Source organism: Streptomyces wuyuanensis, assembly GCF_900103455.1.
In the GTDB taxonomy this organism is placed as follows: domain Bacteria; phylum Actinomycetota; class Actinomycetes; order Streptomycetales; family Streptomycetaceae; genus Streptomyces; species Streptomyces wuyuanensis.
The window spans coordinates 164,466-178,404 of record NZ_FNHI01000006.1; the positions used below are offsets into that span (position 1 = coordinate 164,466).

The 13,939-nt window shown below is 68.1% G+C and carries 14 protein-coding genes, 1 tRNA gene and 2 pseudogenes; 7 read left to right on the forward strand and 10 right to left on the reverse strand.

The window, feature by feature from the left end; translation table 11 throughout:
• Positions 1–89: 89 nt before the first annotated feature.
• On the reverse strand, positions 90–680 hold the full coding sequence (locus BLT82_RS36795) for an SMI1/KNR4 family protein (RefSeq protein ID WP_143041486.1): 591 nt from the start codon (positions 678–680) through the stop codon (positions 90–92).
• Positions 681–1,123: 443 nt separating this feature from the next.
• Between BLT82_RS36795 and BLT82_RS38800 the strand changes: the two are divergent.
• Together BLT82_RS38800 and BLT82_RS11400 are read left to right on the forward strand one after the other, a co-directional pair.
• Positions 1,124–1,759: pseudogene (locus BLT82_RS38800) on the forward strand (HD domain-containing protein).
• A gap of 45 nt (positions 1,760–1,804) precedes the next feature.
• Positions 1,805–2,746 (forward strand): annotated as a pseudogene (locus tag BLT82_RS11400) (IS5 family transposase).
• On the opposite strand, the gene BLT82_RS11405 reads toward BLT82_RS11400, so the two are convergent.
• The 6 genes from BLT82_RS11405 to BLT82_RS11430 form a co-directional block, all read right to left on the reverse strand.
• A complete protein-coding gene (locus tag BLT82_RS11405) occupies positions 2,700–3,041 on the reverse strand; it encodes a DUF5713 family protein (protein ID WP_093653795.1) in 342 nt (113 codons plus the stop codon). The pseudogene BLT82_RS11400 and the gene BLT82_RS11405 overlap by 47 nt on opposite strands.
• 111 nt (positions 3,042–3,152) lie before the next feature.
• Complete coding sequence (locus BLT82_RS11410; protein ID WP_093653796.1) at positions 3,153–4,322, reverse strand: PP2C family protein-serine/threonine phosphatase; 1,170 nt, start codon at positions 4,320–4,322, stop codon at positions 3,153–3,155.
• A gap of 1,000 nt (positions 4,323–5,322) precedes the next feature.
• Positions 5,323–5,769: a hypothetical protein gene (locus BLT82_RS11415; RefSeq protein ID WP_143041487.1), complete on the reverse strand. Its 447-nt coding sequence runs from the start codon at positions 5,767–5,769 to the stop codon at positions 5,323–5,325.
• Positions 5,769–6,272, reverse strand: coding sequence for a hypothetical protein (locus BLT82_RS11420; RefSeq protein WP_143041488.1), 504 nt, complete (start codon positions 6,270–6,272; stop codon positions 5,769–5,771). The genes BLT82_RS11415 and BLT82_RS11420 overlap by 1 nt, the downstream gene beginning before the upstream one ends.
• Before the next feature lie 893 nt (positions 6,273–7,165).
• Positions 7,166–7,396, reverse strand: coding sequence for an e9imm peptide (locus BLT82_RS11425; RefSeq protein WP_244291921.1), 231 nt, complete (start codon positions 7,394–7,396; stop codon positions 7,166–7,168).
• Positions 7,396–7,863, reverse strand: coding sequence for an NUDIX hydrolase (locus tag BLT82_RS11430; protein ID WP_093653799.1), 468 nt, complete (start codon positions 7,861–7,863; stop codon positions 7,396–7,398). The genes BLT82_RS11425 and BLT82_RS11430 overlap by 1 nt, the downstream gene beginning before the upstream one ends.
• An 18-nt stretch (positions 7,864–7,881) precedes the next feature.
• Here BLT82_RS11430 and BLT82_RS11435 point away from each other — a divergent pair, with 18 nt between their 5' ends.
• Positions 7,882–8,661, forward strand: coding sequence for a GntR family transcriptional regulator (locus tag BLT82_RS11435; RefSeq protein ID WP_093653800.1), 780 nt, complete (start codon positions 7,882–7,884; stop codon positions 8,659–8,661).
• A 138-nt stretch (positions 8,662–8,799) separates the two neighbouring features.
• Positions 8,800–9,048: a hypothetical protein gene (locus BLT82_RS37845; RefSeq protein WP_244291937.1), complete on the forward strand. Its 249-nt coding sequence runs from the start codon at positions 8,800–8,802 to the stop codon at positions 9,046–9,048.
• A gap of 51 nt (positions 9,049–9,099) precedes the next feature.
• On the opposite strand, the gene BLT82_RS11445 is transcribed toward BLT82_RS37845, so the two are convergent.
• A tRNA-Gly gene (locus BLT82_RS11445) sits at positions 9,100–9,173 on the reverse strand.
• A gap of 400 nt (positions 9,174–9,573) precedes the next feature.
• Here BLT82_RS11445 and BLT82_RS11450 point away from each other — a divergent pair.
• The 3 genes from BLT82_RS11450 to BLT82_RS11460 all read left to right on the forward strand — a co-directional run bounded on the left by BLT82_RS11450 (position 9,574) and on the right by BLT82_RS11460 (position 10,973).
• On the forward strand, positions 9,574–9,783 hold the full coding sequence (locus tag BLT82_RS11450) for a hypothetical protein (RefSeq protein ID WP_208867844.1): 210 nt from the start codon (positions 9,574–9,576) through the stop codon (positions 9,781–9,783).
• A gap of 103 nt (positions 9,784–9,886) precedes the next feature.
• Positions 9,887–10,462 carry a dCTP deaminase gene (dcd, locus tag BLT82_RS11455; protein WP_093653801.1) on the forward strand — a complete coding sequence of 192 codons (576 nt, stop codon included), beginning with the start codon at positions 9,887–9,889 and terminating at the stop codon, positions 10,460–10,462.
• Between the two features lie 13 nt (positions 10,463–10,475).
• Entirely contained in the window at positions 10,476–10,973 is a 498-nt protein-coding gene (locus BLT82_RS11460; protein WP_093653802.1) for a phosphoribosyltransferase, read from the forward strand.
• Positions 10,974–11,125: 152 nt separating this feature from the next.
• Here the strand turns inward: BLT82_RS11460 and BLT82_RS11465 are convergent, their stop codons facing one another.
• Together BLT82_RS11465 and BLT82_RS11470 are read right to left on the reverse strand one after the other, a co-directional pair.
• Positions 11,126–12,067 carry a Yip1 family protein gene (locus BLT82_RS11465; protein ID WP_093653803.1) on the reverse strand — a complete coding sequence of 314 codons (942 nt, stop codon included), beginning with the start codon at positions 12,065–12,067 and terminating at the stop codon, positions 11,126–11,128.
• A gap of 327 nt (positions 12,068–12,394) precedes the next feature.
• Positions 12,395–13,540, reverse strand: coding sequence for an FG-GAP repeat domain-containing protein (locus BLT82_RS11470; protein ID WP_455431872.1), 1,146 nt, complete (start codon positions 13,538–13,540; stop codon positions 12,395–12,397).
• Positions 13,541–13,939 lie beyond the last annotated feature (399 nt).

The following is a 13,939-nucleotide window of genomic DNA, read 5'->3' on the forward strand; positions in this document are numbered from 1 at the left end:
GCTGCGTCGAGCCGTGAAGCCGACCGCGCCGGCCACGGCTTGCCTGCGGAAACAGTGGCGGTTCCAAGCCACGGGCTGGTCGTCGGGTGTCACTCGAAACGCCACCAGCCCCGTCCCACGTGCCAGTCCCTCGCCCAGCTCAGGAAATCGCCTCCATGCTGCTCGGATGGGGAGTCTGCGTAGGGAGCGGCGCAGCCGTCCCTGAGCCACCACACGCGGCCGCGTTGCGAACCGGTCACCACCAGCGTCCAGTACTCACCCGGCTTGTCGCTTCCCAGCAGCACCGAGCCGTGCTGGTAGATCCCATGCAGCCGAGGCGAATGGAGAACGCTGTCGTGGTAGTCGTACTCCCACTGCCATTCCTCCTCGATGGGGAAAGTCCGACCAGGCACGCGTTCGGCGGTGCCGTCGAAGGGTTCCGGGCTCATCCAGCAGTCCGTTTTCCACGAAGCCCAGCTGGTCGGCTTCTCTCCGAGGCGTAGCAGCCCACCCTCATCAGGAGGACCGCCGTCTGTGCCGTTCGAGATCTCGGCCACGAAGGTGCGATACGGCTCCGGGAGTACTACGCCGTGTCCCTCCTCCCAGGCCCGAAGCGGCTCCCAACCCAGTGGGCGGCGTCGGACGTCTGCCGGAAAGACCTCACGCAGCAGTGCCGTCGCGCCCGCGATCGAGTCATCCACTCCCAAGGAATACCACCAGCAGGTGACCTCGGTCCTTGGTCGGAAGGAGCCGGCGCTCAAGCGTCAATCTCAGTTCTGTCTCGGGGGTTTGGGCGGTGGCTGCCATGGGGCGAGAGATCACGGCCTCCTCACACCCGCCTCAATCGGCCTGGCTCCACGCCACCCGAGATAGTTCGATCTGTGTCCGTGTCTACGCGGTCGCCGCGTGGTGCTGCGTCAAGCCGTGGAACCGGCCGCCAAGCGACAGCGCCACCGTCTCGCACATCTGGACTTGCCCGTTTCAGCTGCGCGGCCTCCCGTACGGCTCCCGGACCCGCACGCCCAAGGGTGCGCGCGCCTTGTCCACAGGCGGACGGCGGATCTGCGTAATGACTGGGAGATGTGGGCGACCTTGTGCTGCCGTCGGTGGCCTGGGCAGTTACGGGTTCTTCAGGAGGTGCGGCATGACCGAGATCATCGCGGACATCGAGGTACCCGGGACGAAACTCGTGCACGAGGGCAGTGGTGGAAGACGACCGGCGAGGCCGCGTTCCGTACGAGCTCAGTGGCCTGCGTCTACTTCTGGAGCTCGATGCGCGCACGCAGGCGCGGCCTGCACCACGACCCGGAGCTGCTCTATGTCGGTGCCCTCTTCCACGACCTCGGCCTGACCGACAGGTACGCCCGGACGGACCAGCGCTTCGAGATCGACGGCGCCGACGAGGCGCGCCGCTTCCTGCTGGAGCGCTGCACAACAGAGGACCGCGCCCGCCTCGTGTGGGAGGCGATCGCACTGCACACCACCCCTGAAATCCCTTGGCACATGGCGCCGGAAATCGCCCTGGTCACTGCGGGCGTGGAGGTTGACGTCCTCGGTATCGGCTACGACGAGATCTCCGAGGAACAGCGGGATGCAGTCGTGGCGGTCCATCCTCGGTCCGACTTACAAGACAGGGATCCTGCGCGAGTTCACCCGAAGCGTCGCGCCCCGTCCGCAGACCACCTTCTGCAACTTCAAGGCCGACATCCTCGCCCGCTTCGTGCCGGGCTTCGTTCGCGCGGACTTCGTCGACGCCGTCATGGAGTCGCCCTGGGACTAGGCCGTGTATCGAAAGTGGATCTTGGGCTGGGAATGATCACGGTTCATGGGTCGGGGAGATCTCACGGACGAGCAGTGGGCGGTGCTGGAGCCGTTGTTGCCGAAAAGGGTGCCAGGGCAGGGCGGCCTCCCGTCTGGCCTCGGCGGCAGTTGATCGACGGCATACGGTTCCGGACCGGTGTTCCATGGCGGGACGTCCCCGTCGAGTACGGACCGTGGAGCCGGATCTACGACCTGTTCCGCCGGTGGCAGCGGAACGGCACCTGGCAGCGGATCCTTGCCCGGCTCCAGTCCCTGGCCGACGCGAAGGGTGCGATCACGTGGGACCTGAGTGTCGACTCCACGGTGTGCCGCGCTAATCAGCATGCGGCCGGGGCTCGCAAGCAGGGCGACCTGCAGAAAGAACCACCCGGTGGCGTCTTCACCGAGCCCCGTGATCATGGGCTGGGCAGGTCGCGCGGCTGGTTCACCACCAAGCTGCACCTGACCGTCGAGCAGGGTCAAAAGCCCATGTCGATCGTGGTGACGGCAGGACAGCGTGGGGACTCGCCGCAGTTCGAACCGGTGCTGGAGAGGGTCCGCGTGCCCCGCATTGGGCCGGGCCGGCCACGCGTTCGCCCCGATCGGGTGCGTGCTGACAAGGCGTACGCCTCCCGCAGGAACCGCGCCTACCTGCGCCGCCGCGGGGTCCGCTGCACCATCCCGGACAAGGCCGACCAGGCACGCAACCGCCAAGGGCTCGGCTCCCGCGGCGGCCGGCCGCCGCATTTCGACCCGGTCGACTACCGCCAGCGCCATGCGGTCGAGTGCGGGATCAACCGCCTCAAGACACCGCGCTGTCGCCACGCGATACGACAAGCTCGCCGTCCGCTACGAGGCGACCGTGCTGATCGCAGCTCTCAATGAATGGCTTTGGCCGAAGGCGGCCTTCCCGTCCTCGTTCACCAGTCCCGACCTGATGTCAGCTCCTCCGCATCCGCGTCCATGAACCCGTATGCCGACGCGACGAAGCAAAACTCGTCACAGATCCACTCGCGCGCAACCGTCTCGATCCCGCTCCCGGCCGCCACGAACTCCCTGTCCAGCAGGTTGAACTCCTCCGTCGCAGCCTGGGTGAGCGCATACAAGGTCTCCAGATCCGACGGCTGCTCGACCTCAACGCGTTCGCACAGCCGCAGCAGGATCGCCTTCCCCTGATCGACCACGTGATCAGGGAAGTACGAGTCGTCGTACATCTGCTGCAGGAACGTGTGTCCCGCTACCTGCTGGTTTGTGATCGGCATGGTGCTTCGCTACCTCCGCGAAAAGTTGACGCGCCGATCATGCACAGCACCACTGACAACGACGCCCCATCGATGCCAGACCTCACGCGACCAGGACTTCCACAACAGGCCCTAGTCCTGGGTGCCTCGCCAATCCAGGCAGACCACGGTGGCGTCGTCGTGCAGGACATCTTGTTGGGCATGTAGGACGGCCTGGGTGAGCGCGTGAACGGTCTGGCGAGGATGCAGATCGCGGGTGGCCTTGATCAGGGCGGGAAGGTCTTCGGCGGCGGCGTTGCGCTCAAGCATGCCATCGGTGACCAGGATGAGGCGGTCACCTGGTTGCAGCTGGAGGGACTGGACGCGGTGCGGGTGCGGCAGGGGGGCGCCGAAGGGCGGATCGATGTCGGGAGTGATGTGATCGAGGCGTCCCCCGCGCAGGCGCCAGGGCCAGGGGTGGCCGGCGTTGACGAAATCGGCGCTTCCCGTCTGCAGGTCGATGCGCAAGAGCTGGCCGGTGACCAATGGGCCGAGGACGCCGTGGTCGAGCAGGGCCTGATGGGCCTGCCGGGCCTGTTCGGCAAGGCCGGCTCCACTGCGCCGGGCACTGCGCAGAGCGCCGACAAGCAGGGTGGCCATGAGAGCGGCACGGACGTTGTGGCCCATGGCGTCGGTGATGGACACATGAAGGGTGTGCCGGTCGAGGGAGTGATCGAAGGTGTCGCCGGCGATCGTCTCGGCCGGGATCAGCTCGCCGGAGACCGTGAACTGCGGTGCTTCGCAGGTGAGGCTGTCGGGAAGGAGAGTGTTCTGGATCTCGGCGGCCAGGTTCACCGGGAGGGTGCGGCGACCCCACTGGTACAGGTCGGTGAAGCGGCGGTTGGCGATGAGGATGTAGGCCAGAGCATGGGCCGCTTCGGAGATTGTCTGCACAGTTGCGGGTTCGGGGGCTTGAGGGAGGAGGACTTCAAGAAGCCCGATGGCATCCCCGCGGTTGGTCACTGGGGCCACGATCTGGACCTGCCTGTCGTTCTCCGGGGCTGGGCGGAGGGCCACCATCTGGTCGCGCAGTACCTGTTCGTAGATGGTGCCGGGCAATTTGATGTGCTCCCGTTCCTCGGCGGCGTCGGTGTTGCTCAGACGCACGACGGCGTTGCCGGTGAAGTCAGTGATCAGGAAGGTCACGGATTGCGCGTCCAGGCTCCTTGCCAACGCGAAAGCGACCGCCTCGGCCGACTCAACAGGCATCCTTGCCTCTGCCACAGCAAGCAGTCCGGCCAGCCCTGCAGAACCCTCGACCATGTCCGGCTCCCTTCGGTGGATCCGCTCAGAGGCCACTCGCGCGATGTGTGCACCCCGGGCTGCACCCGTCATGCGACGCAACACAGCGTTATCCCGCCAGACGGGCCAAACCCCCATTACGCCGCCAGCGGCATGTCACACACCGTCCGCCGCACAGCGCGGGGGTGACGCTCGGGTAGCAGCAGGTCGGTGGAGCGGATTTGGGCGGGAGCTGCCATGGGGCGAGAGATCGGGGCCCGTAAGCTTCCCGCGACTCGGGCAGCCTCTGGATCTGCCCGCAACAGCCCGGCTCCGATCTTCGAGGCTCGCCCATGGTGGCTGCCCAAAGTCGTGGAGCCGACCGCCCCAGCCCCCGCCGGCCCTTCTCTGACTTTTCGTGTCCGCGCCGCGCTTGCGCGGCGCCTTGATCAAGTAGAGACACGCTTACCGCAAGGTCTGCGCCGAGTCTCCGTGCCGCTCCACAAGGAACTCGTCCAGGAGCTCTGGTGCGAATCTGGTGCGCGACGCCTGATCCGGTCTGGACAACAACAAAGCCCCGGGCCGATGGCCCGGGGCTTTCTCGTGGAGCGGGTGACGTGAATCGAACCCGCGCTCTGAGCTTGGGAATCACCGAACGCATCCGTGCCACTAAGCCGTTGAGCAGGGCGGAGGCCTTGGTCGACCACTGCGGCGACGCACTCTGTCGTCACGCGGTTGACCGTGGCTGACCGCCCGTTCTGGCACGCATCTGGCACGGGCGCCGCGGCTGACACCTGCCTTGTAAGTTCGATCCGGGACCGGTCCGGCTGCTGCTGCCGACTGATGCGGCGGCCGGACGAAGACGCTAGTGTGCGCCTCCGTCCGGCTCCGTGTCAGCCGTGGATGTCAGGAGCCTTCCGATGCGTAGCTCTAGCCGGATCGGCCAGCGAGGGGCCATTGCGTCCGCTCCAGGCCCCTAAGGGGCGGTAGCGGACGCACCGCCGTCACCAGTCGCTCCGGCGGGCCCGTGCGGTGTGTTCTGTCACTTGGGGACTTGGATGCTGGCGATCCACCGGACATTGTCGGTGGTCTCGATGTGGAAGCGTCCTTTGCGGCCCTCAGCGAGGTCGAGTTGGTTGACGTTGATGCGGGCCTCGGTGCTCGGGCAGTCGACCGTGAACTCTCCGACTGTGTCGACAACTAGCGTGATCCTGCCGGCATCGGTGTCCGCAACGCAGTTGACGTTCACCCAGGAGATGCCCTTGGTGAGCTGAACCGGGCCGAGGTCCCACGCGCCGTGCCGGGGCCCTCCGGAAGCAATCTGGCGATAGCCGGGTCGGATCTCCGGCGGCGACAGCACCACGGCCGAAGCTGGCGCCGAGGGCGTGCCTGTGCGGGGTGTGGGCTGACCCGAACTTGTACACGCTGTTGCCGTCACCACGGCGGCAGCGACGATGGCCGCGGACGCGGCAGCGCGGGAAAGATTCATCAGGATCGGGTCTCCCAGTAGCGGAATCCGACGGCCTTGTTCACGACCTTAACCCCTCCCGACGTCCGCTGGGACTTCCTGCAATTGGGGAGCTCGTAGTACTTCTCCCACGTGGCGGAGTGTCCCCAGGAGCCGTACTGCGTGTTCCCGTACCTTCCGCTTGTTATGTTCCGCCTGTACTGGTGATCGGTGCCCCAGCTGACCTCCTTGACGGATTCCCTGCTGACTTCCGCCTTCGCCTGGGAGACGGCGAAATCCACCGTCACCCCTGCCGTCCCGGAGATCGACGACCCCACCTTCTCTGCGGTGGTCCTGGTGATCACCATCGTCCCACCGGGACCGTCCTTGTAGACCGGGCCCTTGCCGATGTGGGTGGCCTTGTAGCCGTACACATTGCTGCGCCACCCACCTGAGCAGACGTCGGGGGCGGGGGCGGGGCTGTCGTCCGCGGCGACCGCGGTGACGGGAGTTAAAACGGAAGCTGCGATCGCAGCCGAAGCCATTACAACGGAGATTTTTCGAATGCGTGCCATATCGAGTGCTTTCCCCCTGTTTCGATGCGGAACATTCTGTTCTATCCGTGGTCGCGGACTGGGAGAGTCAAGCAGCGCAGCAGCGCCTTGAGGCCAAACCATCGGGAGTATTTACCCGACCGTGACGACTTGATCTTTATTTGAGGTTTCATGTGGCCTGATCGCGCCACTCTTCCGTAATCGTGACGCGAAGGTATCTTGCGTGGGGTGCCAGAGTCGCTTCACCAATGAGAAATTTGAATAAGGTCCACGCTCATGTCAGCTCTAGCCTAGGTCGTGCCAGGACTGCGGGGTCCTCTCCCACGAGGGCGGTGGAGCGGCTTTGGGCGGGAGCTGCCATGGGGCGAGAGATCATGGCCCCGTAAGCTTCCGGCGCGTCGGGCAGTTTGTGGACTGCCGGGCCGGAGCGGGGCGAAGACAAGCGGTCAACTTCGAGGAGTACGCGACCCTCTGGGTCAAGGAACGGGGGGCGAGAGATCGGGGCCCGTAAGCTTCCCGCGAATCGGGCAGTCTGTGGACCTGCCCGATGTGGGCCCCGATCTTCGAGGCTCGCCCCATGGTGGCTGCGTAAAGCCGTGGAGCCGACCGCCCCGGCCACGGTCCTGTTCTCACCTGTGGTGTCGCACCATCCCCTTGCCCCGGCCTGGTCTTTCGCCCCTTTGTGGGCGCGGGCGGGCGACGACGCGCGGTCCCGGTGGCGGAGACATGGAGGGAGCCGGGCGGCGGCGTCCGGCCGGCGCCGCCGCGCTGTGCGCGGCACCTCTGATCTACGCATGAGACTGCTTGCAGTTCCAGGAGGCAGGGATCATCGGCGAGCGAAGCGAGCGCTTGATCAAGTTGAGAAACTCTTACCGCGCTGCGCCTCAGAGGGCGATCGGACTGTATGCGACGGCTCTATCGACGATGTTCGCCGCGTTCGGCTCCGGGGCGGTGTCCCAGTAGATGTAGTCGCTGATGTGAGGGCACATTAGCCCGCGCCTCAGGGCGTTCAGGATCTCGGAGTGCTCGGCCTCGTCGGCTGTGTCGGCGTCCAGAAGTCGCTGCACGAGCGGGATCGCTTCGTCGCGGCTCATCCTGCGGTAGGGCTTCGTCATCACTGCGCCGCCAGCAGCTGGCGCCCGTCGTGGCTCCGGACGTGGGGCCCGTCTCCGTCCAGTGCATCGAGCAGGCGCACCGCGTAGACCTCGGACATGCGCTCGGCGACTTCCTCTGGAGTGAGCCATGCGACTGCCATCGACTCGTCGGAGGTGCGCTCGGTGCCCCCGGAGGGCTTGCAGCGGAAGACCAGGGCGACGATGCCGCGCGTCGTGTTCTTGTAGACGCCGCTGAGCTGGTCGACTTCGACGTGGATGCCGGTCTCTTCCCAGACTTCGCGGGCCACACCGGCTTCCGGCGTTTCGGGGAGCTCCAGGACTCCGCCCGGCAGCTCCCAAGTCCCGTTGTCTGCCCGGCGGATCGCGAGTAGCCGGCCGTCCTCGCGCATGACCGCCCCCGCCACGGACACGGAGTGCAGTGGCGTTGACTTGTGCTGCTGGGAGCCCGTACTCATGTACAGGAGCATAGGAGGAAGAGAAGGACTATGGGAACCGCGGTAGGAGGTGGCAGGGCCGTACCTCGGTACGTTCAGATCGCCGACGAGATCGTTCAGCAGATCCGGGCTGGTGTCCTGAAGCCTGGTGACATGGTGCCGAGTGAGTCCGAGCTGGTCGAGCGCTACGGCGTCTCCGGCGGGACGATTCGCCAGGCCATGGTGGAGGTCCGGGCCAGCGGCCTGGTGGAGACTCGGCACGGCAAGGGCTCGATCGTGACGGATCGGCCGCCGGTGCGGCTGCGGTCCTCGGACCGGTTCCGGGCCTCGCATCGCCGGGGTGGAAAGGCGGCGTATCTGGCCGAGTCCGAGCAGTCCGGCGCGACTGCCAAGGTGAGCGTCCTCTACATCGGCCCGATGGAGGCTCCCGAGGAGATCGCCGAGCGGCTCGGCGTCGAGGCCGGCGCCCAGGTGCTCGCGCGGCGGCGTCTCTATTTTCGGAACGGCACGCCCGTCGAGACGGCTACCTCGTACCTGCCGTGGGACGTGGTCAAGGACATCCCCGAGCTGTTCGGCGAGAACCCCGGCCCTGGCGGCATCTACGCCCGCCTCGAGGGCGACGGCCACGTCTTCGCTGAGTTCGTCGAGACCCTTCAAGCTCGGTCGGCAAGCAAGGCCGAGTCGTCCGAACTCGCTTTGAGCCCCGGTGCTCCGGTCGTTCACCTCGTGCGCGAGGCCGTGACCGAAGAGGGTCGGGTGGTCGAGGTGTGCGACACCCTCATGGCTGCTGACCAGTTCGTTTTCCAGTACAGGATCCCCGCGGCCGACTGACGCCCGCTCAACTCCCTTCAACCCGCCGCGACTTCTTCGTCTCGGCGGGTTGACTCATGTATAGGAGTCGTGCACTCTTCTTCATGTCACTTATATACATGAGTGACGGAGTCCAACACCTCTAGAGGAGTGATCTCTGTGCGTGTGATCCCCGTGGACATGAGCGGCGTGACCGCGATGGTGGCCCAGCCCCCGCAGCCGAAGATGAAGGACAGGAAGAACGGCGTGATTGCCGTGCGGGCGGCACTGATCTACCAGCACTCCAACCTGGAGCGGCAGAGGGAAGTAGCCGGCGGTATCGACGCCCGCGTTCGCGCCGAGCGGGAGAAGGCCGCTGACGTGCCCGACGAGCACGCATCGGGCACGGAACGGGCACGCGACGTTTGATCCGGCCTGGACAACAACAAAGCCCCGGGCCGATGGCCTGGGGCTTCTGTCTGGAGCGGGTGACGGGAATCGAACCCGCGCTCTGAGCTTGGGAAGCTCATGTTCTACCATTAAACTACACCCGCGAAGCGGCTCGGTTGATCAGTGCCGCAGCGTTGCACACTGTACCTCATGCACGGCCCTCGGTGTATTGCACCAAGGGCCTTTCGTGCATCTCCGGCAGTTCGGGCGTCGGGTGCGGTCGCCGATCGCCGTTCGCGGTCCCCGATTGCCGTTCGCCGTGAGTCGCCAAGAGCCGCCGTGTCGCCGCGGCCCCATGGCTCGTCATGGTCCCCGGTTGCCGTTTGCGTGGCAGCCCCTCCGAGCATCGTCCGGAGCCGGTCCCCGGTGTCCGTGGCGTGCCCGATGCGGCTGCGTCGTGGAGGCGTTGGGGCGTACCTTTGGTGGCGGAGTGCCGCGTGGAGCGCTGTCCTGTTGATCCCCTAATGTGGCTGTCTCGTCCATGCTTGTTGGGGAAGGGACTTGATGCTGCCGATGGACTCGAAGGACTCGATGGATCAAGGCGATTCACTCGCGCGCACCGTCGTCCGCTGTGCCGAAGGGCACGTCTTCACCACCTCGTCGTTCCCGATGCAGCAGCTCGGTACCGGCAGGATCGGACCCGGGCGGCTCATCCGCTGTCCCCGGTGCGCGCGCTTGCGGCAGGCCGTCCCCGTGGTGCTGCAGAACCGCTGAGCTGACCGGCGGGCGACCGGCGTCGCGGAGCGGCGCGAGTGAGTGAGGCGCGCGGGCTCCGCCCGATTGGGGCGGGCCCGCGCGCTCTGCGTATCCTCGGGGCGTGCTTCTCTCAGACAAGGACATCCGGGCCGAGATCGACGCGGGACGGGTGCGCATCGACCCGTTCGACGATTCGATGGTGCAGCCCTCGAGCATCGACGTGCGGCTCGACCGCTACTTCCGGGTGTTCGAGAACCACCGCTACCCCCACATCGACCCCGCCGTCGAGCAGGCCGACCTGACGCGTCTGGTCGAGCCCGAGGGCGACGAGGCGTTCATCCTGCATCCCGGCGAGTTCGTGCTGGCATCGACGTACGAGGTCATCACGCTGCCCGACGACATCGCCTCCCGGTTGGAGGGCAAGAGCTCGCTCGGCAGGCTCGGCCTGGTCACCCACTCCACGGCCGGGTTCATCGATCCCGGTTTCTCCGGCCATGTCACGCTGGAACTGTCGAACCTGGCCACCCTGCCCATCAAGCTGTGGCCGGGCATGAAGATCGGACAGCTGTGCATGTTCCGGCTGAGCACGCCGGCGGAGCACTCGTACGGCTCCGAGAAGTACGGGTCCCGGTACCAGGGGCAGCGAGGGCCGACGGCCTCGCGGTCGTTCATGAATTTCCATCGGACGCAGGTGTGAGGGCCGGAACGCAATGAGTGAGGTACGCGAGAACCTGACGTACGAGAAGTTCGGCGTCGCGGTCCGCGAGCTTGCGCAGACGATCGCGAACGACGGCTTCGAGCCCGACATAGTGCTGTCGATCGCGCGTGGCGGTGTCTTCGTCGCCGGCGGGCTGGCCTACGCGTTGGACTGCAAGAACATCCACCTCGTCAACGTGGAGTTCTACACCGGCGTCGGCACGACGCTCGAGATGCCGGTCATGCTCGCGCCGGTCCCCAACGCGATCGACTTCTCCGACAAGAAGGTCCTGATCGCCGACGACGTCGCGGACACCGGCAAGACCCTGAAGCTCGTCCACGACTTCTGCGTCGACCACGTCGCCGAGGTGCGGTCCGCCGTCATCTACGAGAAGTCGCAGTCGCTGGTGAAGTGCGAGTACGTGTGGAAGCGCACGGACGACTGGATCAACTTCCCCTGGAGCGTGGAGAAGCCCGTCGTGCGACGCAGCGGCCAGGTCTTGGACGCCTGACCCTCCGCGCGGTCGCGCGAAGGGTGAGGACGCGCCGCGCGGGCGCACGGGAGCAAACGAGGGACTGGTCCCGACCGCTGGGGCGTCGAGAAGGCCCCTGCCGAGTACGGCAGAGGCCTTCTTCGTGGTCCGTCCCGTGGGCGGGACCCCGGTCAGATGGTGCCGAGCTTGATGATCGCGAGCAGCGCGATCAGCTGGAGCGCCGAGGCGCCCAGCGCCTTCGGCCACGGCAGATCGTGCGACTTGCTCACCATGGAGGTGAAGAGCGCGGCCGCCGCGAGCCAGGTCGCCCAGCCCACCACCTGCACCAGCATGTTCTCGCCGCCCAGGAAGAGGGCGACGAGCAGCCTCGGGGCGTCCGTGAGCGACATGATCAGCATGGAGAGGCCCACGGTCGGCTGCCACGCCCCGTCGCCGCCGAGTTGCCGGGCCAGGGTGTGGGTGACCGCGCCGAGGATCAGACCGCCGAGGACGAAGCCCACGCCGGTGACGATCACGGACGTGAGCGCGCTGGCGAACGGCGCGTTGATCGCCTCGTCGCGCGTCTGGTCGAATCCGAAGATGGCGAGCAGGCCGTAGAGGAACGTGACGCTCAGCGCCGGGCCCCAGACCGGGTAGTCCCGCATCTGCAGGAAGGTCGGGCCGGGGCGCAGGACGATGCCGCTCAGCAGTTCCTTCCAGTGCAGGCGCGGTCCGGACGGGACGGGTGCGGCGCCGGCGTGGTAGGTCGAGCCGTCGTTGTACGGGTCCTCGCCGACGCTGAATGCCCGGGTGTGGCCGGGGTTGTCGGCGTACGGGTCGGCGCCGTGTCCGCCGCCCTGGTAGCCGCCCTGCTGCTGGTACGGGTCGCCGAAGTACTCGGGCTCGCCGTGCGGAGCCTGGTGCCCGTGCCCGTGCCCGTGCCCGTGTCCATGGCCCTGCCCGCCGTGTCCGCCGCCTCTGCGGGGCCACTGCTGCTGCGGGGGGTACGAGGGCGCCGCCTGGCCTCCTCCGGGGCCGTACGACTGTCCGTACGGCGACGGGGGCGCCTGCTGCGGTTGTTGTTGCGGGGTGCGGTTGTTGTCCCGGCCGCGTCCGATCCTGAATCCAGCCACGCATTCGAACGTACCCGGTCCTGCTGTGTCCGGTGTCCGGGGCCGGGTAACCGGGGGACCTTTGCGGCCGAGCTGTGACATCCCCTAGGGGGACCACGGGGGTTGCCCGACCTGCCGGCCCCTGAGGGATCCCGGGGTCTGCCGGATCCGTCGGAGGTCCTTCGCGGGCTCGGGGGCCATCGGCCGGTGAGGGCCGGGGCGCGGCGGCTCGGCCGCTGACGCCGTGCCGGGTGGCGTCACCGGGTTCCGCCCGGCCAGCGGCAGCGGACGGGTCACGCCACCGCCCCGGGGCCGCGGTGCCGGGTCACGCTCCGGCCCGATCGCGTCTCAGCCGAGGAAGACCGAGGTGCTGAAGGTGATCAGGGGCCGGTCCCGGTCCCCGGCGCCCGGGTGGATCGCGATGACGTCCGCGCTCTCGCCCCGGTGCGTGCGGGTCACGACGTCCGCGCGTCCGTCCCCGTCGAAGTCCGCGCGGCGGAGCAGCTCGGTGACGGGCGAGGTCTCGCCGGCCGGGAGTGGCGGCGCCGGCGGCAGCGGTACGGCCTTGAACGTGTACGGGCCGCCGGGTCGGCCGGGCCCGTCGGGTCCGCCCCGCAGGAGCCTGCCCTTGGCCGCGGTGCCGGGGACGAGAGGGCCGGTGGAGTGGACGAGGTCGTCGTAGCCGTCGCCGTCCGCGTCCGCCCGGGGCGAGGGGGCGGCGAGCACGGGGCCCGACCCGGGGACCGCGGGTCCGGCGGCGCGCGGTGCGCCGGTGCGGCCGAAGGGGCCGCGCAGGAAGCTCACCCGGCCCTCGCTCGCGGTCACCGCGAGGTCCTGGGCGCCGTCGCCGTCGAAGTCGCCGCAGACGGGGTGGTCGGGCCATTCGTTGCCGTGGCGGGCGCGCTCGGGGATCCGCAGGACGACCGCCCTGCCGGTGAGTCCGGACGGGCCGCCGAAGAGCAGTTGCAGCGGGACGGGCGGGCGGCCGGTGCCGTCGTACGGGGGGTCCGTGGCGACGACCAGGTCGCTGAAGCCGTCCTCGTCCAGGTTACACGCGGCGGCGGCGTCGAAGGCGGAGGGCGGGGTGCCGGCGACGGCTGCGCCGTTGGCTCGAGGGGTCAGAAGCTGCCGTACGGCCGGCGAGACGGGGCCCTGGGCGCCGGAGGCGGCCCCGGTACCGGCGGCGGTGCCGTACACGATGCCGATGCCCGCGTCGTCGTCGTGGCCCGCGCCGGGCGCCTTGACCAGGTCGTCGAGGACGAGGTCGCGGTGGCCGTCGCCGTTGAAGTCCTCCGGTACGCGGCTGCCGTCGCCGTGCGGCACCGCAACCGCCCGGGGTGCGGCCTTGCCCGCGAGGGCCTGCGGCGAGGCGGAGCGGGGGGCGGCGGGGCGGTCGGGTGCGGGCCGGGGAGGGGCGGTGGGCCCGCAGCCGGTCAGTGGCGCCAGCAGCAGCGCGGCCGCGCCCGTCAGCGCGGCGTTGCGCAGTAGACGCACCACGACGGCACCACTCCCGTTCGTCCATCCGGTTTCGCCGGGCCGGGTCCGGAACCCGGGCCGCATCATCATGCCCCTGTCAGGTGCATCGGCCAATGGTCAGGCGGCGGGCAGTTCGCCGGACCCGGGAGCGGACCTGCGGCACGACACCCCGAAACGGCAGGAGCGTCACGACATCGGAAGCGGCAGGAGCGCCACGGCGCCCGAAACGGCAGGACGTCACAACGCCCGAAACGGCAGGACGTCACAACGCCCGAAACGGCAGGAGCGCCACCGCACCGTAAGCGGTAGGAGCGTCACGACACCGGAAGCGGCAGGAGCGCCTCGGCACCCGAAACCGCAGAAGCGTCACGCACCCGAACCGACGCGAGCGCCACGGCACCGGAAACGACAGAAGCG

Excerpts from the sequence above, each read along its gene's own strand:
- BLT82_RS11435 (WP_093653800.1), top strand. The coding sequence starts at position 7,882 with ATGGGAACCGCGGTAGGAGGTGGCAGGGCCGTACCTCGGTACGTTCAG.
- BLT82_RS11425 (WP_244291921.1), bottom strand. The coding sequence starts at position 7,396 with ATGACGAAGCCCTACCGCAGGATGAGCCGCGACGAAGCGATCCCGCTC.
- BLT82_RS11450 (WP_208867844.1), top strand. The coding sequence starts at position 9,574 with ATGCTGCCGATGGACTCGAAGGACTCGATGGATCAAGGCGATTCACTC.
- BLT82_RS11460 (WP_093653802.1), top strand. The coding sequence starts at position 10,476 with ATGAGTGAGGTACGCGAGAACCTGACGTACGAGAAGTTCGGCGTCGCG.
- BLT82_RS11415 (WP_143041487.1), bottom strand. The coding sequence starts at position 5,769 with ATGAATCTTTCCCGCGCTGCCGCGTCCGCGGCCATCGTCGCTGCCGCC.
- BLT82_RS11420 (WP_143041488.1), bottom strand. The coding sequence starts at position 6,272 with ATGGCTTCGGCTGCGATCGCAGCTTCCGTTTTAACTCCCGTCACCGCG.
- BLT82_RS11405 (WP_093653795.1), bottom strand. The coding sequence starts at position 3,041 with ATGCCGATCACAAACCAGCAGGTAGCGGGACACACGTTCCTGCAGCAG.
- BLT82_RS11430 (WP_093653799.1), bottom strand. The coding sequence starts at position 7,863 with ATGCTCCTGTACATGAGTACGGGCTCCCAGCAGCACAAGTCAACGCCA.
- BLT82_RS11410 (WP_093653796.1), bottom strand. The coding sequence starts at position 4,322 with ATGGTCGAGGGTTCTGCAGGGCTGGCCGGACTGCTTGCTGTGGCAGAG.